This window comes from Streptacidiphilus sp. EB129 (assembly GCF_041262645.1).
Lineage (GTDB): Bacteria > Actinomycetota > Actinomycetes > Streptomycetales > Streptomycetaceae > Streptacidiphilus.
Genome location: NZ_JBGCCS010000024.1, coordinates 1 through 16,057, shown reverse-complemented (window position 1 = coordinate 16,057; position 16,057 = coordinate 1). Strand labels below are relative to the sequence as shown.

General features: G+C 68.6%; 12 protein-coding genes and 1 pseudogene. 6 read left to right on the top strand and 7 right to left on the bottom strand.

Going from position 1 to position 16,057, the window contains the following annotated elements; all coding sequences use genetic code 11:
- Nucleotides 1-154: 154 nt before the first annotated feature.
- Nucleotides 155-1,267 carry an NADH:flavin oxidoreductase gene (locus tag ABH925_RS25785; RefSeq protein ID WP_370151294.1) on the top strand — a complete coding sequence of 371 codons (1,113 nt, stop codon included), beginning with the start codon at nt 155-157 and terminating at the stop codon, nt 1,265-1,267.
- A gap of 56 nt (nt 1,268-1,323) precedes the next feature.
- Here the strand turns inward: ABH925_RS25785 and ABH925_RS25780 are convergent, their stop codons facing one another.
- The 6 genes from ABH925_RS25780 to ABH925_RS25755 all read right to left on the bottom strand — a co-directional run bounded on the left by ABH925_RS25780 (nt 1,324) and on the right by ABH925_RS25755 (nt 10,670).
- A complete protein-coding gene (locus tag ABH925_RS25780) occupies nt 1,324-3,117 on the bottom strand; it encodes an Ig-like domain-containing protein (protein WP_370151293.1) in 1,794 nt (597 codons plus the stop codon).
- Between the two features lie 149 nt (nt 3,118-3,266).
- Nucleotides 3,267-4,343 (bottom strand): hypothetical protein, encoded by a 1,077-nt coding sequence (locus ABH925_RS25775; RefSeq protein WP_370151292.1) that lies wholly within the window; start codon nt 4,341-4,343, stop codon nt 3,267-3,269.
- A gap of 514 nt (nt 4,344-4,857) precedes the next feature.
- Complete coding sequence (locus tag ABH925_RS25770) at nt 4,858-5,916, bottom strand: VWA domain-containing protein (RefSeq protein WP_370151291.1); 1,059 nt, start codon at nt 5,914-5,916, stop codon at nt 4,858-4,860.
- Nucleotides 5,917-6,487: 571 nt separating this feature from the next.
- Nucleotides 6,488-7,888, bottom strand: a complete 1,401-nt coding sequence (locus ABH925_RS25765) for a glycosyltransferase family 39 protein (protein ID WP_370151290.1) — start codon at nt 7,886-7,888, stop codon at nt 6,488-6,490.
- 243 nt (nt 7,889-8,131) lie between these two features.
- Complete coding sequence (locus tag ABH925_RS25760) at nt 8,132-9,358, bottom strand: glycoside hydrolase family 26 protein (protein WP_370151289.1); 1,227 nt, start codon at nt 9,356-9,358, stop codon at nt 8,132-8,134.
- A complete protein-coding gene (locus tag ABH925_RS25755) occupies nt 9,351-10,670 on the bottom strand; it encodes a glycosyltransferase family 2 protein (protein ID WP_370151288.1) in 1,320 nt (439 codons plus the stop codon). Before ABH925_RS25755 ends, ABH925_RS25760 begins: the two co-directional genes overlap by 8 nt.
- A gap of 551 nt (nt 10,671-11,221) precedes the next feature.
- Here ABH925_RS25755 and ABH925_RS25750 point away from each other — a divergent pair.
- A complete protein-coding gene (locus ABH925_RS25750) occupies nt 11,222-12,541 on the top strand; it encodes a UDP-glucose/GDP-mannose dehydrogenase family protein (RefSeq protein ID WP_370151287.1) in 1,320 nt (439 codons plus the stop codon).
- 485 nt (nt 12,542-13,026) lie between these two features.
- Here ABH925_RS25750 and ABH925_RS25745 read toward each other — a convergent pair whose 3' ends face one another.
- Complete coding sequence (locus ABH925_RS25745) at nt 13,027-13,356, bottom strand: DUF4190 domain-containing protein (RefSeq protein ID WP_370151286.1); 330 nt, start codon at nt 13,354-13,356, stop codon at nt 13,027-13,029.
- Between the two features lie 379 nt (nt 13,357-13,735).
- Between ABH925_RS25745 and ABH925_RS25740 the strand changes: the two are divergent.
- The 4 genes and pseudogenes from ABH925_RS25740 to ABH925_RS25725 all read left to right on the top strand — a co-directional run.
- Nucleotides 13,736-14,545, top strand: a pseudogene (locus ABH925_RS25740) (integrase core domain-containing protein); the annotation flags it as partial.
- Nucleotides 14,542-15,207: a hypothetical protein gene (locus tag ABH925_RS25735; protein ID WP_370151285.1), complete on the top strand. Its 666-nt coding sequence runs from the start codon at nt 14,542-14,544 to the stop codon at nt 15,205-15,207. The pseudogene ABH925_RS25740 and the gene ABH925_RS25735, both read left to right, overlap by 4 nt.
- Nucleotides 15,120-15,701 (top strand): transposase, encoded by a 582-nt coding sequence (locus ABH925_RS25730; protein WP_370151284.1) that lies wholly within the window; start codon nt 15,120-15,122, stop codon nt 15,699-15,701. Before ABH925_RS25735 ends, ABH925_RS25730 begins: the two co-directional genes overlap by 88 nt.
- Nucleotides 15,702-15,809: 108 nt before the next feature.
- The coding region (locus tag ABH925_RS25725; protein ID WP_370151283.1) for a transposase domain-containing protein at nt 15,810-16,057 on the top strand (248 nt) is incomplete at its 3' end.

Sequence of the window (16,057 nt, the reverse complement as noted above, 5' to 3'; positions counted from 1 at the left end):
AGTCCCCTCGCAGTTCAGGAGTGCCGACGGCTGTGACCTTTCCCTCTCCGGCCACCGGCGGAATGAGATCCGCCGGTCGGATGGTTACCCAGGGCGGACGTACTGTTCCGGGCTCGGTCCGCGCCCATCGCTCAGCTGACTCAGGAGATCTTCCGTGACAACCCGCGCGGCCCAGACGCTGTCCCGTCCGTTCACCCTGGGCGGGCTCACCGTGCCGAACCGGATCGCGATGGCACCGATGACCCGTCAGTTCTCGCCCGGCGGAGTGCCCGGCGAGGACGTGGCCGCGTACTACGCCCGTCGTGCGGCGGGTGGAGTGGGCCTGATCATCACCGAGGGCACCTATGTCGGCCATCCCTCGGCGGGACAGAGCGACCGGGTGCCGCACTTCCACGGAGAGGACGCGCTCACCGGGTGGGCCCGGGTCGCCGAGGCGGTCCACCAGGCGGGCGGCACGATCGTGCCGCAGCTCTGGCACGTGGGTATGACCCGCACCGCCGACGCCACGTCCTTCCCGGAGGCGTCGGCCGTCGGTCCGTCAGGTCTCGCCCTGGACGGCACCGCGCCCACCAGCGGCCGCGCCATGACCCAGGCCGACCTGGACGACGTCATCCGCGCCTTCGCGGCGGCCGCCGCCGACGCCGAACGTCTCGGCTTCGACGGAGTCGAGCTGCACGGCGCCCACGGCTACCTCATCGACCAGTTCCTCTGGTCGGGCACCAACCGCCGCACCGACGCCTACGGCGGCAGCCTCGCCTCCCGTGCCCGCTTCGCCGCCGAGATCGTCGCCGCCGTACGCGAGGCGGTCTCCCCCGAGTTCCCGGTGATCTTCCGGCTGTCCCAGTGGAAGACGAACAACTACGACGCCCGGATCGCCGAGACGCCCGAGGAACTCGAAGCCCTGCTCGCCCAGCTCTCCGACGCCGGCGCGGACGCCTTCCACGCCTCCACCCGCCGCTACTGGCTGCCCGAGTTCGACGGCTCCGACCTCAACCTCGCGGGCTGGGCCAAGAAGCTCTCCGGCAAGCCGGCCATCACGGTCGGCTCGGTGGGCCTGGACAACGAGTTCATCAGCTCCTTCCAGGGCCAGTCGGCCGCCGTATCCGGCATCGACGACCTCCTGGACCGCCTTGAGCGGGACGAGTTCGACCTCGTCGCGGTCGGACGCGCGCTGCTCGCCGACCCCTCCTGGGCCGCCAAGGTCGTCAACGGCCGCACCACCGAGCTGACCCCGTTCTCACCGCAGGCGCTGCGCACCCTGCACTGACCCCCGCCGCCCAGCCCGGATGTGGGTTCCGTCGGCGCCGGGGATCAGCCCGGTCGTCATACCCCGCATTGTCCGGACGTCGGCCCGTCCGCCGTGGTGCCCGTCTGCGACAGCGTCGGTGCGTTGCCTTCGCAGCTCAGGGGTCCGCCGACCTGGTTGTCCTGGAACTCCGGGACGGTCTGGTCGGGCAGCAGGCCGCTGCCGCTGTTGTCGGTGACGGCCACCGGCGCATTCAGCGTGTTGCCGGAGACCTCCATGCCGCCGGTGTTGCCGTTCAGGCTCACCGGGGCCTCGACGGTGTTGCCGGCGCAACCCGTCGTGTCGTCCTGGTCGGATCCGATCTGGACGAAGCCGGTGGTCCCGTTGACGCCGAGCGGGCCGGACAGGGTCGACCGGCAGATGGTGAGCGCGGCCGCGCCGTTGGCGGAGGCCGGGCCGTTGATCCGGGCGCCGGAGACGGCCAGGGCACCGCCCGGCTTCACCGTGACCGGCCCGTCCTGCTCACCGCCGGGGGCTATGCACAGCGACTGGCCGGAGGCCACCGTCAGCCTGCCGTGGTGCTCCGTGACGCACGGTGCGCTGAATCCGACGGTCACATCGGTGGGCTGCGCCACACTGCTCGCGGCAAAGCTCGGGTCACCGCTGTAGGTGGCGGTGATGGCGTGCTCCCCCGGCTGGAACTTGCTGGTGGTGAAGCTCGCCCGGCCGCCGATCAGCGGCACGGTCGCCGGCGTCGTCGTCCCGTCCGCGAAGGTGACCGACCCCGTCGGGGTGCCCTCGGCCGGGTTGGCCGGGGCCACGGTCGCGGTCACGGTGACGGAGTGTCCGAACAGCGGGGTGCTGGTGTCCGCGGTGAGGGAGACCGAAGTGCCGTACTGGAACGACACAACGGCCTTGCCGTTGCCGTGGTTGACGCCCTGCAGCAGCGAGACGGCGGTCGCCGAGGGCTCGGCGTAGCTGCTGCCGCCGCCACCGCCCGCGCCCGGGAAGTAGCCCGGGTTGCCGCCGCCGGAGCCGCCGCCACCGCCGTGCCAGCCGCCACCGCCACCCCCGCCACCGGGTCCGCCCGCACCGCCGTTGCCGCCCGTGCCGCCACTGCCGGGATCGGGCTCGCCGGTGATGGGGTCGAGGTCGATGCCGGGGGTGCCGGGTCCGCCGTACAGGGTGTTGGGGCTGCCGTGACCGGCCACGGTCTGGCCGGCACCGCCGCCGGCCACGCCGGACCCCGGCGGGCCGTCGCTCTGGCCGCCGTCCTGGCCCACCTCTCCGCCACCGGCGCCGCCCTGGAGCTCGGAGCCGCCGTTGCCGGCGCCGCCACCGCCGCCGGCCACCAGGACGCGGTCGGAGCCGTCGAATGCGCCGACCCGCACGTCTGAGCCGCCTCCGCCCGAACCGCCGCCGCCGTGCGCGCCACCACCGCCCCGCCCGTGGCCGGTGCCGCCGGGACGGGCGAACTCACCGTGCCGGGACGAGCCGGGGATGCCGGCCGCGCCCAGGGTGAGCTGGAGGGTCTGGCCCGGGGTCACCGGCAGGGTCGCGCGGGTCTCACCGCCGAGGCCGCCGGGCGCTCCGCTGATCGCCGGATGGGGATCGATGTAGCCCGCCGCGCTGCCACCCTCGGCGCCGAACAGGTCGACGGTCACCTCGGTCACACCGTCCGGGACCGTGAAGGTGTCCGTACCAACGGAGTTGTAGCTGCAGGTGGGCTGCGGCGAGGTGGTGAGGACACCGCCCGCGCCGCAGGGCGCGGTAGCCGCACTGGCCGTGGCGGCGGCCGCGGTGAGGGGCACGATCGCGGCGGCGACCAGGCCGGTGGTGGCGGCCAGCGACATCATCGTGGATCTGAACATGGTCCGACCGGAGGTCGGGGTGCTGTCGTTCATGGGAATGGGCACTTTTCTCCGGTCCTGCTGGAAACCGGGGTGGGGGACGGGTGATCCGCAGGCGGGCCGGGCCCGCCTGCGGATCGGCATTGACCGATGGATCAGAGGCCGGTCGGTCAGACGCCGTCGTCGGCGCAGAGCGCCCAGACGTCCGCGTAGGTGTTGCTGGAGCCGGCGCCGCCCGCGTGGGCGTCGGCGGTCCAGTACGAGGCCGTGGTGGTGCCGTCGCTGACCGGGTTGCCGCCGGAGTCGCTGGGGAAGCTGCCGTTGAGGTGGTCGCCGCCCGAGCCCGGGCCGGTGAAGTCCGTGGTCGTCACACTGCCGCCGCTGGTCGCCGCGCCGCCACTGACCAGGTTGCCGTCCGTGCCGCAACCGACCGTCACGACCGTGTTGGCGCCCGCCGAGGACGAGGTGCTCACCTCGGTGTAGTGGACCTTCATCGTCACGCCGCTGACGTTGATGCCGCTGCCGCTGCAGATCGCGTAGGCGTAGGTCTCGTTGCTGGTGCCGCCGCCTCCGCCGTTCCAGCCGACCGCCGTCCAGGAGTCGGGGTTGGTCTCACCGTCGGCCGCGGCCTTCAGGCCGTAGTCGTGCGCGGAGTTGTTGAAGGTGGGGAAACTCGCGATCGGCTTGAGGCTGCCGACGCTGGCCGGGGTGGTGCGGGCGCCGCCGCCGAGCAGGACGGTGTTGGCCGGACAGGTTGCCGTGACCGCGACCGGCGTGGCCGCGGCGGTCGGTCCGGCGGCCTTGTTCATGACGGTCTGGGTGTGGTCGATCAGGTTGCTGGTGAAGCACACCGCGTACGGGGTCGACGAGAACGAGCTGTTCACCGCGCCGCCGCTGCCGCCGATGCCGAGCCAGTGGGTATTGTCGGTGCCCACGACGCCGGTCGAGCCGGTGTACTCGGTGGAGCCGTCCGAGCTGGGCTCGGTGCCCATCACATGGTTGCCGGGGGACGCCGAACCGGTGCCGATGGCCTGCTCGATGCCACCACCGGAGATGAGCCCGCTGCCGCAGTCCGCGTGGGTCGATATCTCGGAGAAGGTGGTGGTGGGGCCGAGGGTGGCGCCGGGGCTCTTCACGGTCACGCCCACGGTGTTGGCGTACGCGACGCCGGGCACCGCCAGGGCCAGGACGGCGCCCATGACCAGCGCCCTACCCATGGCGAAGCGCCGCAGAGTTCTCTCTTCCATCGACTTCTCCCTTGTTGATTCCGAGGCGACGAACGCGGCCCGGCAGCGCTCCTGGGATGCGGCGTCCGGGGATCGTCTTCCGTCACTGCGTGGTGGAGAGCCGGCCGACGCCGTCCGGGTGGTGGCCGGGCTGCCCGCCGCGTCACCGGGTCGGCTGCCCTGCGGATGTACGCCGCCGTCAGCACGCATGCGGGGGTGAGGGGAACGTGGATGCCGTCACCCTGCAGCGTGACGGACCAGGATTGTGGACCGGCCACCTCGCCGTCCTCATCATGGGTCGCAGATGCTGCCCATAACAGCGTCATTGCCTGGTATCTATGAACCGTTCAGCCGCTCTGGTCTAGCAGATAAGACACTTGACAGGCCTTCGATCCATGCAGGTGCCGGGTCGGCCCTCACGGTCGGCCCTCACGGTCGGGCCATCACGGTCGCGCCAGTCGGCCCGGACAACGAGGGCATGTGCGAGGAGTGGGATGCGCAGGCAGGCGGCACCGACAGGACGGCGCGGCCGATTTCAGAGCATGATGAGCAGACGCGTGTTCGGCTTGAGCTTCCTGTTCACCGAACGGCTCTGCACGTATACCTCCAACGTGGGATGACGACCCGCTTTCACGGAAACGGTCCCCTGGATACCGGTGCCGAACAGAAGACTGCGTGCCGCGTCGCCCGTGTATGCGCGGTCAGTGTCCTTCTCGACCACGATGACTTCCTTGTCGGGTTGAACCTGAACCCGGGTGCCCAACTGGTAGTAGCACGAGCCGCGTTCGTACGTCACGCCCGGATGCGAATCAACGAAGGATCGAATCTCGACCTCCGCGTCGACCTTCAGGAGTCGGTACTTGTCGACCGGAACCGGTTCGAGGTTCGCCCGCACCTCGTCGACCGATATGTCCTGGCCGACCGCGAACAGGTTCTTGGTGCCGCGCACGCCCTTCTCGCGGCCACGGAGGAAGCTGGTGGCGGCAGCGCGCACGGTGCCGATCGCCTCCTCGACACCCTCCTGGGAATCCGCATCCCAGATGGCGATGTTTCCGGCGGGGAAACCGTAGTTCTGGGCGGTTCGCTTCGCCAGGGAGTTCGGAACAAGGATCGCGGACGTCCAGTGGCCCGGAAGCGCGCCCATCTTCGCCGCGATCCTGTCGAGCCAGGGGCCGAGAATGGCCATGTCGCCGTCGTGCCGCCGGTCACCGCCGGAGGCGTTCTCCTCGCCGTCCGTCACCACGATCTGGAGGAAACTGTGCTCGCCGTACGCCTCCCAGATGTGACCCAGGTCGTCCAGGGACTTCAGAGAGGCTTCGATGAGGGCCGTAGCGCCATTGTTGACCTTGTACAGACCCCGCATGGACGGCAGATGCTTCACGTCCATATCCCAGACCAGGTTCTCCACCTTGTGGTCGAAGGAGTAGAGACTGATCCGGGTCTCGTGACCGAGGCTGTCCGACTCGGCCTTCAAGCCCGCCACGAACTCGTCTACGACGCGGATGAGTTGACTCTGGTGCTGATGCATGGAACCCGAACAGTCCACTACCAGCGCGACGTGATTCACCTTGTGCTGGATCTTGTTGGCGGACATGTCTCTGCTCCTTCTCCGCGACTCCCCGAGTGATGTCTCCACACTATGGGGAGGCACTGACAACGGAGCTTGACGGACGATCACCCCCGCCTGCCCCGCCCCAACCCTCGGTACGGCCGTCATCCCTCGGTCGTGGCGCCCTGGCGCTCCTCGCCGGTGTCGAAGTACTGGTCCAGATCGTCGAGGGCCTGCTCGCGCCCGGCGGCGGGGCCGGTCAAGGTGGCGTGTGCGGGGATGCTGGCGAGGCAGGCGCGCAGGGCGAGCTCGCGACGAAAGCTTCCAGGCCCGGCAGGCGTTCGAGCTGAAGCTGACGGAAAAACCTGCCGAACGGAGAAGCGGGTACCCGGAGATCCGTGCTGCGTCCAGACGGTCAAGTGCTCGCCTTCCAGGCCGGTGGCCGGCATCGAGCCGCCGCTGGTCGCCGAGGACCTCGTCCCAGCGGCGCCACCAACCTGGGCCAGTCGGCGCAGGTGTAGTCGTGCAACGCCACCTGATGGCGGGAAGTCGCGTGGCCGTAGGCAGTGGCTGGCGGCGGACTCCAACCCAGTGATGGCGCCGGAACGGAGGCAGCTCAGCCCGCCGTTGTGGGAACGAGAAGGAGGACGCGCACCGAGGAGAAGTTCGTCGTCTGGACCACCCGGTAGCGTGTGGCGAACAGGGCTCCGATCGAGGTCGGCATCTGGTCGAAGCTGTGGCCCTTGGGCGCGGTGGAGAGCAGCCAGATGCGGTTGACACGTGCGGCAGCGGCCGCTGGGTCGGCGGAGTTCTGCGGGTCGAACAGCCCCAGGGACTGAGCGCTCCGGCCGAGGAAGACGTCCTGCGGAGCGTTTTGCACCCGGCGCAGCTGGTACGACAGGGCGAGGCGGCCTTCGCGGTACCCGTTGAAGGCCATTCCGTCACCGGGCTGGTCGTGTTGCAGCATCCAGGCGGTGGCAGCTCGCCAGTCGGGCTCACCCGGCAGCGGGTCGGCGCGCAGACTCGTGATGTCCGCGGTCGTGCCGAGCAGCAGGGCGGAAGCAGCCAGGGCGGCGGCCACCGGCTGATGCCAGGCCTTGCCGCCTCCGGGCAGGAGTCGTACGACCGCGCAAAGGGCCGCTGCGGCGAGCAGGGCCCAGGCAGGAAGAGTGAAGATGAGATAGCGGTTGAGGAAGAGGTCGAGCACGTTCTTGGTGGCGAAGAGCAGCACCGGGGGCAGCAAGGCCCAGCACAGCAGCATGGCCGCCCAGCGCCGGGTGAGCAGCAGGCCGAGGACCGAAGCGCCGATCATCACTCCGGCCGCGGTCCCGGAGTGGAAGACCTGTCCTGGCAGTTGGACCAGGGAGGCGCTCTGCTGCTGGAGCCACGCGATCTGCTGCGACTGGGTGTGTCCCAGGTAGGCGAGAGGCAGCACCGGCAGCAGGGCGACCACCACCGTGAGCAGCCAGGCCGGCAGGCTCCTGCCGCGAGCCGGCCGGGCGGTCGAGAGGACTGCGACCAGGTGGGCCGCGAGTACGGTCAGGGTGACCAGGTGCGCGAGTCCCATGCAGGTGACAAGAGTGCCGTAGGAGGCCCAGCGCCCTACGCTCGACCGGTCGAGCACGCGCAGCAGGAGCAGCGTCGCGGACGCTGCCGCCAGGACGGCGAAGGCGTACGGCCGGGCTTCCTGCGCGTAGCGCGTCGTCATGGGGATCACGGCGAAGAGCAGACCGCCCGCGAGCCCGACCGACCTGTCGAACAGGCGCCGCCCGAGCAGGGCGACGACTCCCGCGGCGGCGGACATGGCTAGGACGGAGGGGATGCGCATCGCCGCCGCGGAGTCCCCGAACACGCCGATCCACAGGTGCATCAGCGTGTAGTAGGGAGCGAGGACGATGTCGACGTGGCTCAGCAGCCGACCGAAGTCGCTCCACGAGAGTGTCGCCGCCCACCAGGTCGCGTACTCGTCCTGCCAGGGCTGGCGATCTCCGACGCCGACCAGGCCCAGGACCAGCATGAGCAGTGCCGGCGGCAGCCAGTACCCTGCGCTGATCCCAGCGCCGGTGGTTCGGTGCGACCGGCGGCCCCCGTGGGAGTTCGGCGGTGGGGGCGGCGATGTCGGGGGGGTGCCTGCCGCATGCGGAGCCGCCGGCCGTGTGCCTGCCCGACCGTGTTCGGACGGCTGCAGTCCGGTCATGGCAGCCGCTCCTTTCTCAGGGTGATGGTGGTGGCTCTGGGCGCGCCCGGTGGTGACGGCGGGTCAGGGCGAAGCGGTGGGCCGGACGGTGGGGCTCGGCGCGGGGAGCGCGGTTGTCGTACCGCCCGGCTTGGCGGCAACGGCGTTGGTCGGAGCGACCAGGCCTGTGCTGTCGGCGTGTATCCCGGCGGCGAACGCCTTGAGGCTCTGCGGGTCCGCATCGAACCGCCAGTCGGCGGTGCCTCCGGACGACTGGTCCTTCTCGAACCAGATGAAGCCGATGATGTCCGGGTTCTTGGGCAGCCAGGCGAAGAAGCTCGTGGTCCAGCGGGCCTTCACGGCGGGCTGGGCCCCCGTCTCCGTGATGAGTATCGGCTTGTGTGCGATCCGGCGCAGGTCCTGCAGAGTCGGGTCGAAAGTGCTCGCCGCCGTCGTCTCGTCGCCGTAGCCGACCACGCCTATCCAGTCGACATAGGCGTCGCCCGGGTAGAGCGGCGTCAACTTGACGTGGGGCAGGTTGCGGATGATGTTGGGGCTCCAGAGCCAGATCACATTGGTCGCGCCGGCCTTGGCGAACAGGTCGTGCACATGCCGCCACGCCTTGACGTAGTCGCCCGCCCGATTGCCGTTGACCTGCTCGGACCAGGGGTACCAGGTGCCGTTCATCTCGTGCGCGAAGCGCAGAACCACAGGCGACTTGGCCGCCGCCACGGCCTTGGCGAAGCCGGTGATGTAGGTGTCGAACGATCCGCCGGCAATCTTGGACAACTGGTACTTCGGCTGGTTGACGTCGAAGGAGGGCGTTCCCTTGGCGCCGGGGGCGACACTCTGCCAGGGTTCCCAGGTGAGCACCGGAACGGTGCCCTGCTGGTAGGCCACAGCGATCGCGCGCGGGTTGAATCCCTGGTTCCACTTGACGAAGTATTCGGTCATCGACGGCCGCGCTGCGGCCTGTCGGGCCACCTGGTCCAGCTCCGCCGTCGACCAGGGGGAGTTGGGCGTGGCCACACCGAAGTAGATCCCGTGGGGGTGCAGCAGTTCAGCCTTGGTCGGGATGACCGGCACCGGGGCGCGGGTGCTCTTCCCCACCTTCTGTGTGCGCAGGTTCTGGTGGGCGGCGGCGCTGACGCTGACCCGGTTGTCGTTCTGGTGCATGACGGCCTCGGAGACCAGGTAGCACAACAGGCTGAGTGCGGTGACGTTGACCACCATCCACAGCCGCAGCCGGACTCCGGTACCGCGGTTCCATATGTAGAGGCGCTTCCGGTGTCCCGTTCCCTTGTCAGACACTCATCATCACCGAGCCGAAGAGCATGAGGCCGCCTAGAAGGTAGGGGACGATGACCAGGGGACTGTGCGCCCGTTCCCCCGCGAAGCTGTCGGCCCGGGTTCCCCAGCCGGCGTTGTGCGCGCAGCGGAAGAAGCCCAGGAGCCGTACGGGCAGCAGCAGCAGGGTGTTGATGACCATGAATACCGGCAGGAAGACCATGTCCTGTGGTCGGTAAGCGAAATGGCGGCCGAAGCGGATGGCGATCGAGATGAGCGACATCACCGCGGCGAGCCCGATGATGACGGCTGCGGCCATCCAGGGTGTGTGCGGCAGCGGCAGTTCGGTGTAGAGGCCGGGCCGCGAGCGCCGGAAGAAGGCGGCGACCCAGGAGGCGAAGGTACCGAGCAACACGAACGGGACCGCGATATCGGCGAGGTAGAACAGGCACAGCATCTTGGCCCGGAGCAGCATCCAGGGCAGCATGCGCAGCGTGTTGTACTGCGAACCGCGCGCCCACCGGTACTGCTGCTTGGCGAGCTTCTTCAGCTCCAGCGGCGCATCGGTATAGACCAGCGACGTGGACTGGTAGACGGTCTTGTAACCGGCCTTGAGCGTGTAGTTGGTGAGGGTCCGGTCATCGCTGACCTCCAGGAAGACGCCCAGGAACTTCTCGCTCAGGAAGCGCTCCATGCAGTCGGCGAGGATGCTGCTGCGGAAGGCTATGGTGCGGCCCGGGAGGCAGCCCACCGTGCCGAGCACGCTCATGGCCGGCATGGAGTACTGGCAGCGCACGCTCTCCAGCCAGTCGGCCCACCGAGTGAGGACCGAACGCCCCGGATCCAGAATCCGCTGACGCGTGGTCACGCCGCCGACCTTGTGGTCACGGAACGGCTTGACCAGCTCGGAGAGCGTGTTCGGGGTCCACACGGTGTCGGAGTCGACAAGGACCGCGATCTCTCCGCTGGCCACTTCCAGGCCCACCTTCAGCGCATTGCGCTTACCGGGGATCTCCGTCCAGTACCACCACGCGCCCAGCTCTTCGCAGATCAGCTCCAGAACTGGGTTCCGCCGTCCGTTGATGACGACGATGGTCTCTGTGGGCTGCTGCGCCAGGATGCGGCCCAGCACGTCCCGGAACAGGTCCTCGGGTTCGTCCACCACCGGGATGATCACCGATGTGGTCACCTGGTACGGCCTCTGCCACGGCCGGTACATCCGTGCCAGCACGACCCGGACGATCCAGAGGATCCAGATCACCGACATGAAGACGGCGAACGGGTAGACGGTCCCCTTCGTCCACCACTGTCGGCACTCCAGCAAGAAAGCCAGCATGTATATCTACCCGATCGCCCGTGCGCCGAGGCGCAGCACGTTGCCAGCCCCCGAAGCGATGGCGCCGGGGCCGCGCTGAGGACGGGGCTCCCGGCCGGCAGCCACCCCCAATGCGGCGTCGCAGTGCGGACCTTAGCCGGGCGAGATGTGCGACTTCTCAGTAAATATCCGTTATATCGGATACAAGGTTGAAGACGTTACGAGCATGTGATGATTTTGAACTCAACTTCACAGGATTTCCCCATATTGAGTCACTTAAGGCAAGGAACGGTAAGCGGAGGGTGACTTTCCTCTTCCGGTTCGGCGAGGCGATGGGTCGATCCGACAGATCCGAAGGCAACTCACCGCTCCCTGCGGTCCGAATCACGGTCAAGGTCACGCGGCTCCCAGCGCCGTCCATGGGCGGGAAGTGGACGTGCTGATTCCAGGCTGTACGCTCGCGCTCTCACCGGAGCCGATCACCAGAGTGCGGAGCGCTGGCAACTGCTGAGGCCCCTGGGCACAGCAATGGGCGGCAACGGAACAGCGGACCCCGAGGAGAACCTGCGGCCATGAGACTCACCGTGATAGGCACCGGCTACCTGGGCGCGACCCATGCCGCGTGCATGGCGGAAATCGGCCACGAGGTCCTCGGGTTGGACGTGCAAACCGAAAGAATCGCCGCGCTCCAGTCGGGCCGGGTCCCGTTCTACGAGCCCGGCCTCGAGGACCTGCTGGCCAAGCACGTCGCCTCGGGGCGACTCCGCTTCACCACTTCCTACGCCGAGGCCGCCGAGTTCGGAGAAGTCCACTTCTCCTGCGTCGGCACCCCGCAGAAGTCCGGCGAGCCGGGCGCCGACCTCAGGCACGTCGATGCCGTGGTCGACTCCCTCGCTCCACACCTGCACCACCCGACCCTGCTGGTGGGGAAGTCGACGGTCCCCGTCGGCACCGCCGAGCGCCTCGCCGAGCGCCTCGCACGGCTCGCCCCGGCCGGCGCCGATGCCCAGCTCGCCTGGAACCCGGAGTTCCTCCGGGAGGGCTTCGCCATCGACGACACGCTCCGCCCGGACCGCCTGGTCTTCGGGCTGGGCACCCCGGACAGTGCCGCCGAGACGCTGCTGCGCCAGGTCTACGCCCCACTGCTGGACCGGGGCACGCCGCTGGTGACCACGGACTTCGCCACGGCCGAACTCGTCAAGGCGGCTGCCAACGCCTTTCTCGCCACCAAGATCTCGTTCATCAACGCCATGGCGGAGGTGTGCGAGGCATCCGGAGCCGATGTGACGCAGCTCTCCCGGGCACTCTCCTACGACCCGCGCATCGGCGGACGCTTCCTCAACGCCGGCCTCGGCTTCGGTGGCGGCTGCCTGCCGAAGGACATCAGGGCGTTCATGGCTCGGGCCGCCGAACTCGGTGTCGACCAGGCGCTGACCTTCCTCCACGAGGTCGACGCGATCAACATGCGGCGCCGAGATCGCATGGTCGAGCTCGCCCGGGAGCAGTGCGGAGGCGATCTGCTGGGCCGTCGGATCGCCGTCTGGGGTGCCGCCTTCAAGCCCGACTCTGACGACGTCCGTGACTCGCCCGCGCTGAACGTGGCCGCCCGTCTGCAGCTCCATGGCGCTGATGTCGCGGTGTACGACCCCAAGGCAATGGACAACGCCCGCAAGATGTACCCCAGTCTCGGCTATGCCGCGTCGCCCACCGAGGCCGCTCAGGGTGCCGACTTGGTGCTGCACCTGACGGAGTGGCAGGAATTCGCCGACCTGGACCCGGTCCTGCTCGCCGACGAGGTGGCCCATCCCCGGATGCTCGACGGCCGGAACGCCCTGGACCCGCAGCGCTGGAGGGGTGCGGGCTGGACCTATCGCGCCCTCGGGCGTCCCTGACACCCTCGCGCTTCGTACTTACGCCCTTCCCACAACGTCGATGACTGCGCATCACACCCGGGAGCCGAGGCCAGGGTCCAGGGCGATGTCTGCCTGGTCCGGGGGGACAAGCACGCCGAGGCACCGCCCGCCTGGCCGCTTCGCCACCAGATCACACTTCCGGAAGACCGCCGACAGATTTACAGGCCGCTAGCCGATACGGGGGTACACCCCCGCTGACCTGCAGCGCAGGGACGCGCACGGGGCTTCCAGGAGGTTTTGGTCCGTCGGTGGTCCGCACGCAACGGGACACCCCCGTGTCAGACTGGGACACCGCACCAGTCCCCGCCCACCGCCAGCCCGAGGGCAGTGGACCCCAACATTGCTACAGCCGTGTGCTCCCGTGCGGGTCAGGGTCGCCCGGAGGGCCCCCGCCGGCGCGACTTGGCCACCACTACCGTGACGGCATACCGAAGAGTTCTGCCACGGCTTCGGTCAGCTTCTCGTCAACTACCCGTCGCGCTCAAGTACACCCCGAGGATCTCAAACGGCAGCCACAGGACCGAGAGTACGAGTGCCGCGATCGCGAGGCCTCGCCCGCTCTGGCCCGTGTCGCGGATCTGCCCGAGTGCGATCACTGCGAGGACTATGGAGATGAGGCCGCCCCCCGCCAAGCTCAGGATGAACGCCGTCAGGGCCTTTCCATTGGGCCCATACTGCCTCGCTCCGTAGTAGCCGAGTTCCGTCTGTCGCGGATACGAGGGCAGTCCGCTGGTGGCAGGAACGGGCGGCTGCGTCGTGCTAGCCGGGGGTATTGGAGCATTCTGCGGGGGCATGCCACCATTTCGTTCATGATCATTTGAACTGTTACTAGACCCGCGATCCTAGAGGCAGGGATGGGCCCATGCATAGGCATGGCGTCGAAGCCATATCGCTTGGCTCTCCGTCGACTTGAGTGGCCCATCGACAGACCGCAGCCCTGAAACAACAACCGTATGCGCGTTCGATTTGAGAGACTGTCAAGTCCAGTGGAGTCCGCCCCTACCCGTGATCATTCCGGCGAAACAACACGTCGCATAGTGGCCCGACTGCCTGCCGGACCCGCGACCGCTATGGGCGTACCTCGATCACAGTGGACAGTTCACCAACACCTTCGACGCCGTCTTCGCCGACTCGGGTCTGCAGACCCTCAAGAACCCGCCCCAAGCGCCGAAGGCGAACGCCTCGCGACCCAAACGCCCCGGCCGGCCACGCACCGCGCACTCCATCCGCGTCCTGGTCCTGCGCCTGGTCCGCGAGAACCCGTCGTGGGGCTACCGACGCATCCACGGCGAACTCGCCATCCTCGGCATCAGGACCGCCGCCTCCACCATCTGGGAAATCCCCAAAACCGAAGGCATCGACCCAGCCCCGGAACGAGGGGCAACCACCTGGGCCGACTTCCTGCGCTCCCAAGCCGACGCACTGCTCGCCTGCGACTTCATCGAGACCGTCACCCTGGCCGGACAGCGCCAGTACATCCTCGTCATCATCGAACACGCCACCCGACGCGTACGCGTGCTCGGCACAACCGCTCACCCGACCGCGGCCTGGATGACCCAGGCCGCGAAGAATCTAGTAATGGACCTCGATGACGCGGGTTCGAAGGTCAAGTACCTGATCCGCGACCGCGACGCGAAGTTCCCCGCCCTGTTCGACCAGACCCTCGCCGACGCCGGCATCCAGATCGTTCTCAGCGGCGTCCGGGTCCCACGCGTGAACTCGATCATGGAACGGTGGATACAGACCTGCCGCCACGAACTCCTGGACCGCACCCTCATCTGGAACGAGAGCCACCTACGCCACGCCCTGCGCGAGTTCGAGACCCATCACAACGAGCACCGACCACACCAGGCCATGGAACAGTCCGCTCCGCTCCGGGCAGTTCCCGAACCGATCACCGATCCGAGCCGAATCGCCCACCTCGACATACGCCGACACGACCGCCTCCGCGGCGTGATCCACGAGTACCAACACGCAGCTTGACCAGCCCGGACGGGGTTTTCGGCAGGCGCACCGTCCGCGCGGCCCTGAACTCCCTGTGCTCCGCTGCGCCGGGCTGGGTCGACCAGGCCCTGGACGTCTCGGACTGGATCCGGCGCTATGCAGACCGAATCGACACATGGCGCCTGCCCACGTCCAAGACCAAGCAGGACAAACTCGCTCTCAACTACGGCAAGGACGGCTTCACCCTGCTGGCCGCCCTGCACTCACCCGCCACCCCGCCCTGGCTGCGGACCCTGCCCGCGGTCCAGGTCCTGCGACAGGTCCTGGTCCAGAACTACACCCGCGCCACCGCCGGAAACGGACACGTTCGCGTCAAGCGCCGCGAACGCACCGAGGACGGTGGCGACGGACTGGCCCCCGCCCCGATACGCCTGGCCTCCCCCTACGACACCGACACCCGCTGGTCCGCAAAGCGCGACATGTTCTGGAACGGGTGCAAACTCCACGTTTCCGAGACCTGCCACCCCCAGGACCACGGCCCCCGCCCCGCATGTCCGAACATCATCACCAACGTGACCACCATCCTCGCCACCAGGCCCTGGCACGCCGTGAGTTGCTCCCCGAACGGCACCACCTGGACTCCGGCTACCCCAGCGCCGACCTGGTCATCTCCTCCACCAGAAGCTACGGCGTCGCGCTGATCACACCGGTCCTGCTCGACACCTCCCACCAGGCCAGGGCCGGGCAAGGCTTCGCCGCCCACGACTTCACCATCGACTGGGACAACCACCAGGCCATCTGCCCCGCCGGGAAAACCAGCAGCACCTGGAACCCCGCCGTCCAAGACGGCGTGCCCAAGACCGTCGTCGCCTTCGCCGCCCTGGACTGCATCCCCTGTCCCTCCAAGGAGCAGTGCACCGGCTCACGAAAAGGACGCCGGCTCAGCCCCTACCCCCGCGAGCTCACCGAGGCCATCCACGCCGCCCGCACACAACAGCAAGACGGCACCTGGCAGCGCGACTACGCCCTGCGTGCCGGCGTCGAGGGCACCATCCGCAAGGCCACCGACACCACCGGCCTGCGCCGAGCCCGCTACCGCGGACTGCCCAAGACCCAATGCCGGGAAGTTTGGCGAATTGACGGTGTGTCAACCCCTCCGTCGGATGGGCTGGGCGCGGCAACGGAGCTCCGATAGAACGGGGGTCGACCAGGACCTGATCTCGTTCGAGGAGCTCCGTTGCCATGCCAGTCTTCCATGTCGCGTTCTGGGGATGTTCGGGATGGCGTTTTCACGCCCGGGCAGTTGGGCGAGCTGACGCAGGTCATCCCGATCGTGCTGGTCGATGAGGTGCTTCGGGCGACACGTTGCGTGGAGCGTCGGGTGCGGAAACTACCGTCTCGGGTGGTGGTGTACTTCGTGCTGGCGATGGCGCTGTTCGGCGAGCACGGATACCGGGGTGTGTGGGCGTCACTGGTAGCAGGACCGGACATAGCCGATGTCGACCCGTCCGCTGCTGCGTTGCGCCATGCACGTCGCCGGGTCGGTTCAGC

Excerpts from the sequence above, each read along its gene's own strand:
- ABH925_RS25755 (WP_370151288.1), bottom strand. The coding sequence starts at position 10,670 with ATGCTGGCTTTCTTGCTGGAGTGCCGACAGTGGTGGACGAAGGGGACC.
- ABH925_RS25765 (WP_370151290.1), bottom strand. The coding sequence starts at position 7,888 with ATGCTGGTCCTGGGCCTGGTCGGCGTCGGAGATCGCCAGCCCTGGCAG.
- ABH925_RS25775 (WP_370151292.1), bottom strand. The coding sequence starts at position 4,343 with ATGGAAGAGAGAACTCTGCGGCGCTTCGCCATGGGTAGGGCGCTGGTC.
- ABH925_RS25745 (WP_370151286.1), bottom strand. The coding sequence starts at position 13,356 with ATGCCCCCGCAGAATGCTCCAATACCCCCGGCTAGCACGACGCAGCCG.
- ABH925_RS25780 (WP_370151293.1), bottom strand. The coding sequence starts at position 3,117 with ATGTTCAGATCCACGATGATGTCGCTGGCCGCCACCACCGGCCTGGTC.
- ABH925_RS25770 (WP_370151291.1), bottom strand. The coding sequence starts at position 5,916 with ATGTCCGCCAACAAGATCCAGCACAAGGTGAATCACGTCGCGCTGGTA.
- ABH925_RS25750 (WP_370151287.1), top strand. The coding sequence starts at position 11,222 with ATGAGACTCACCGTGATAGGCACCGGCTACCTGGGCGCGACCCATGCC.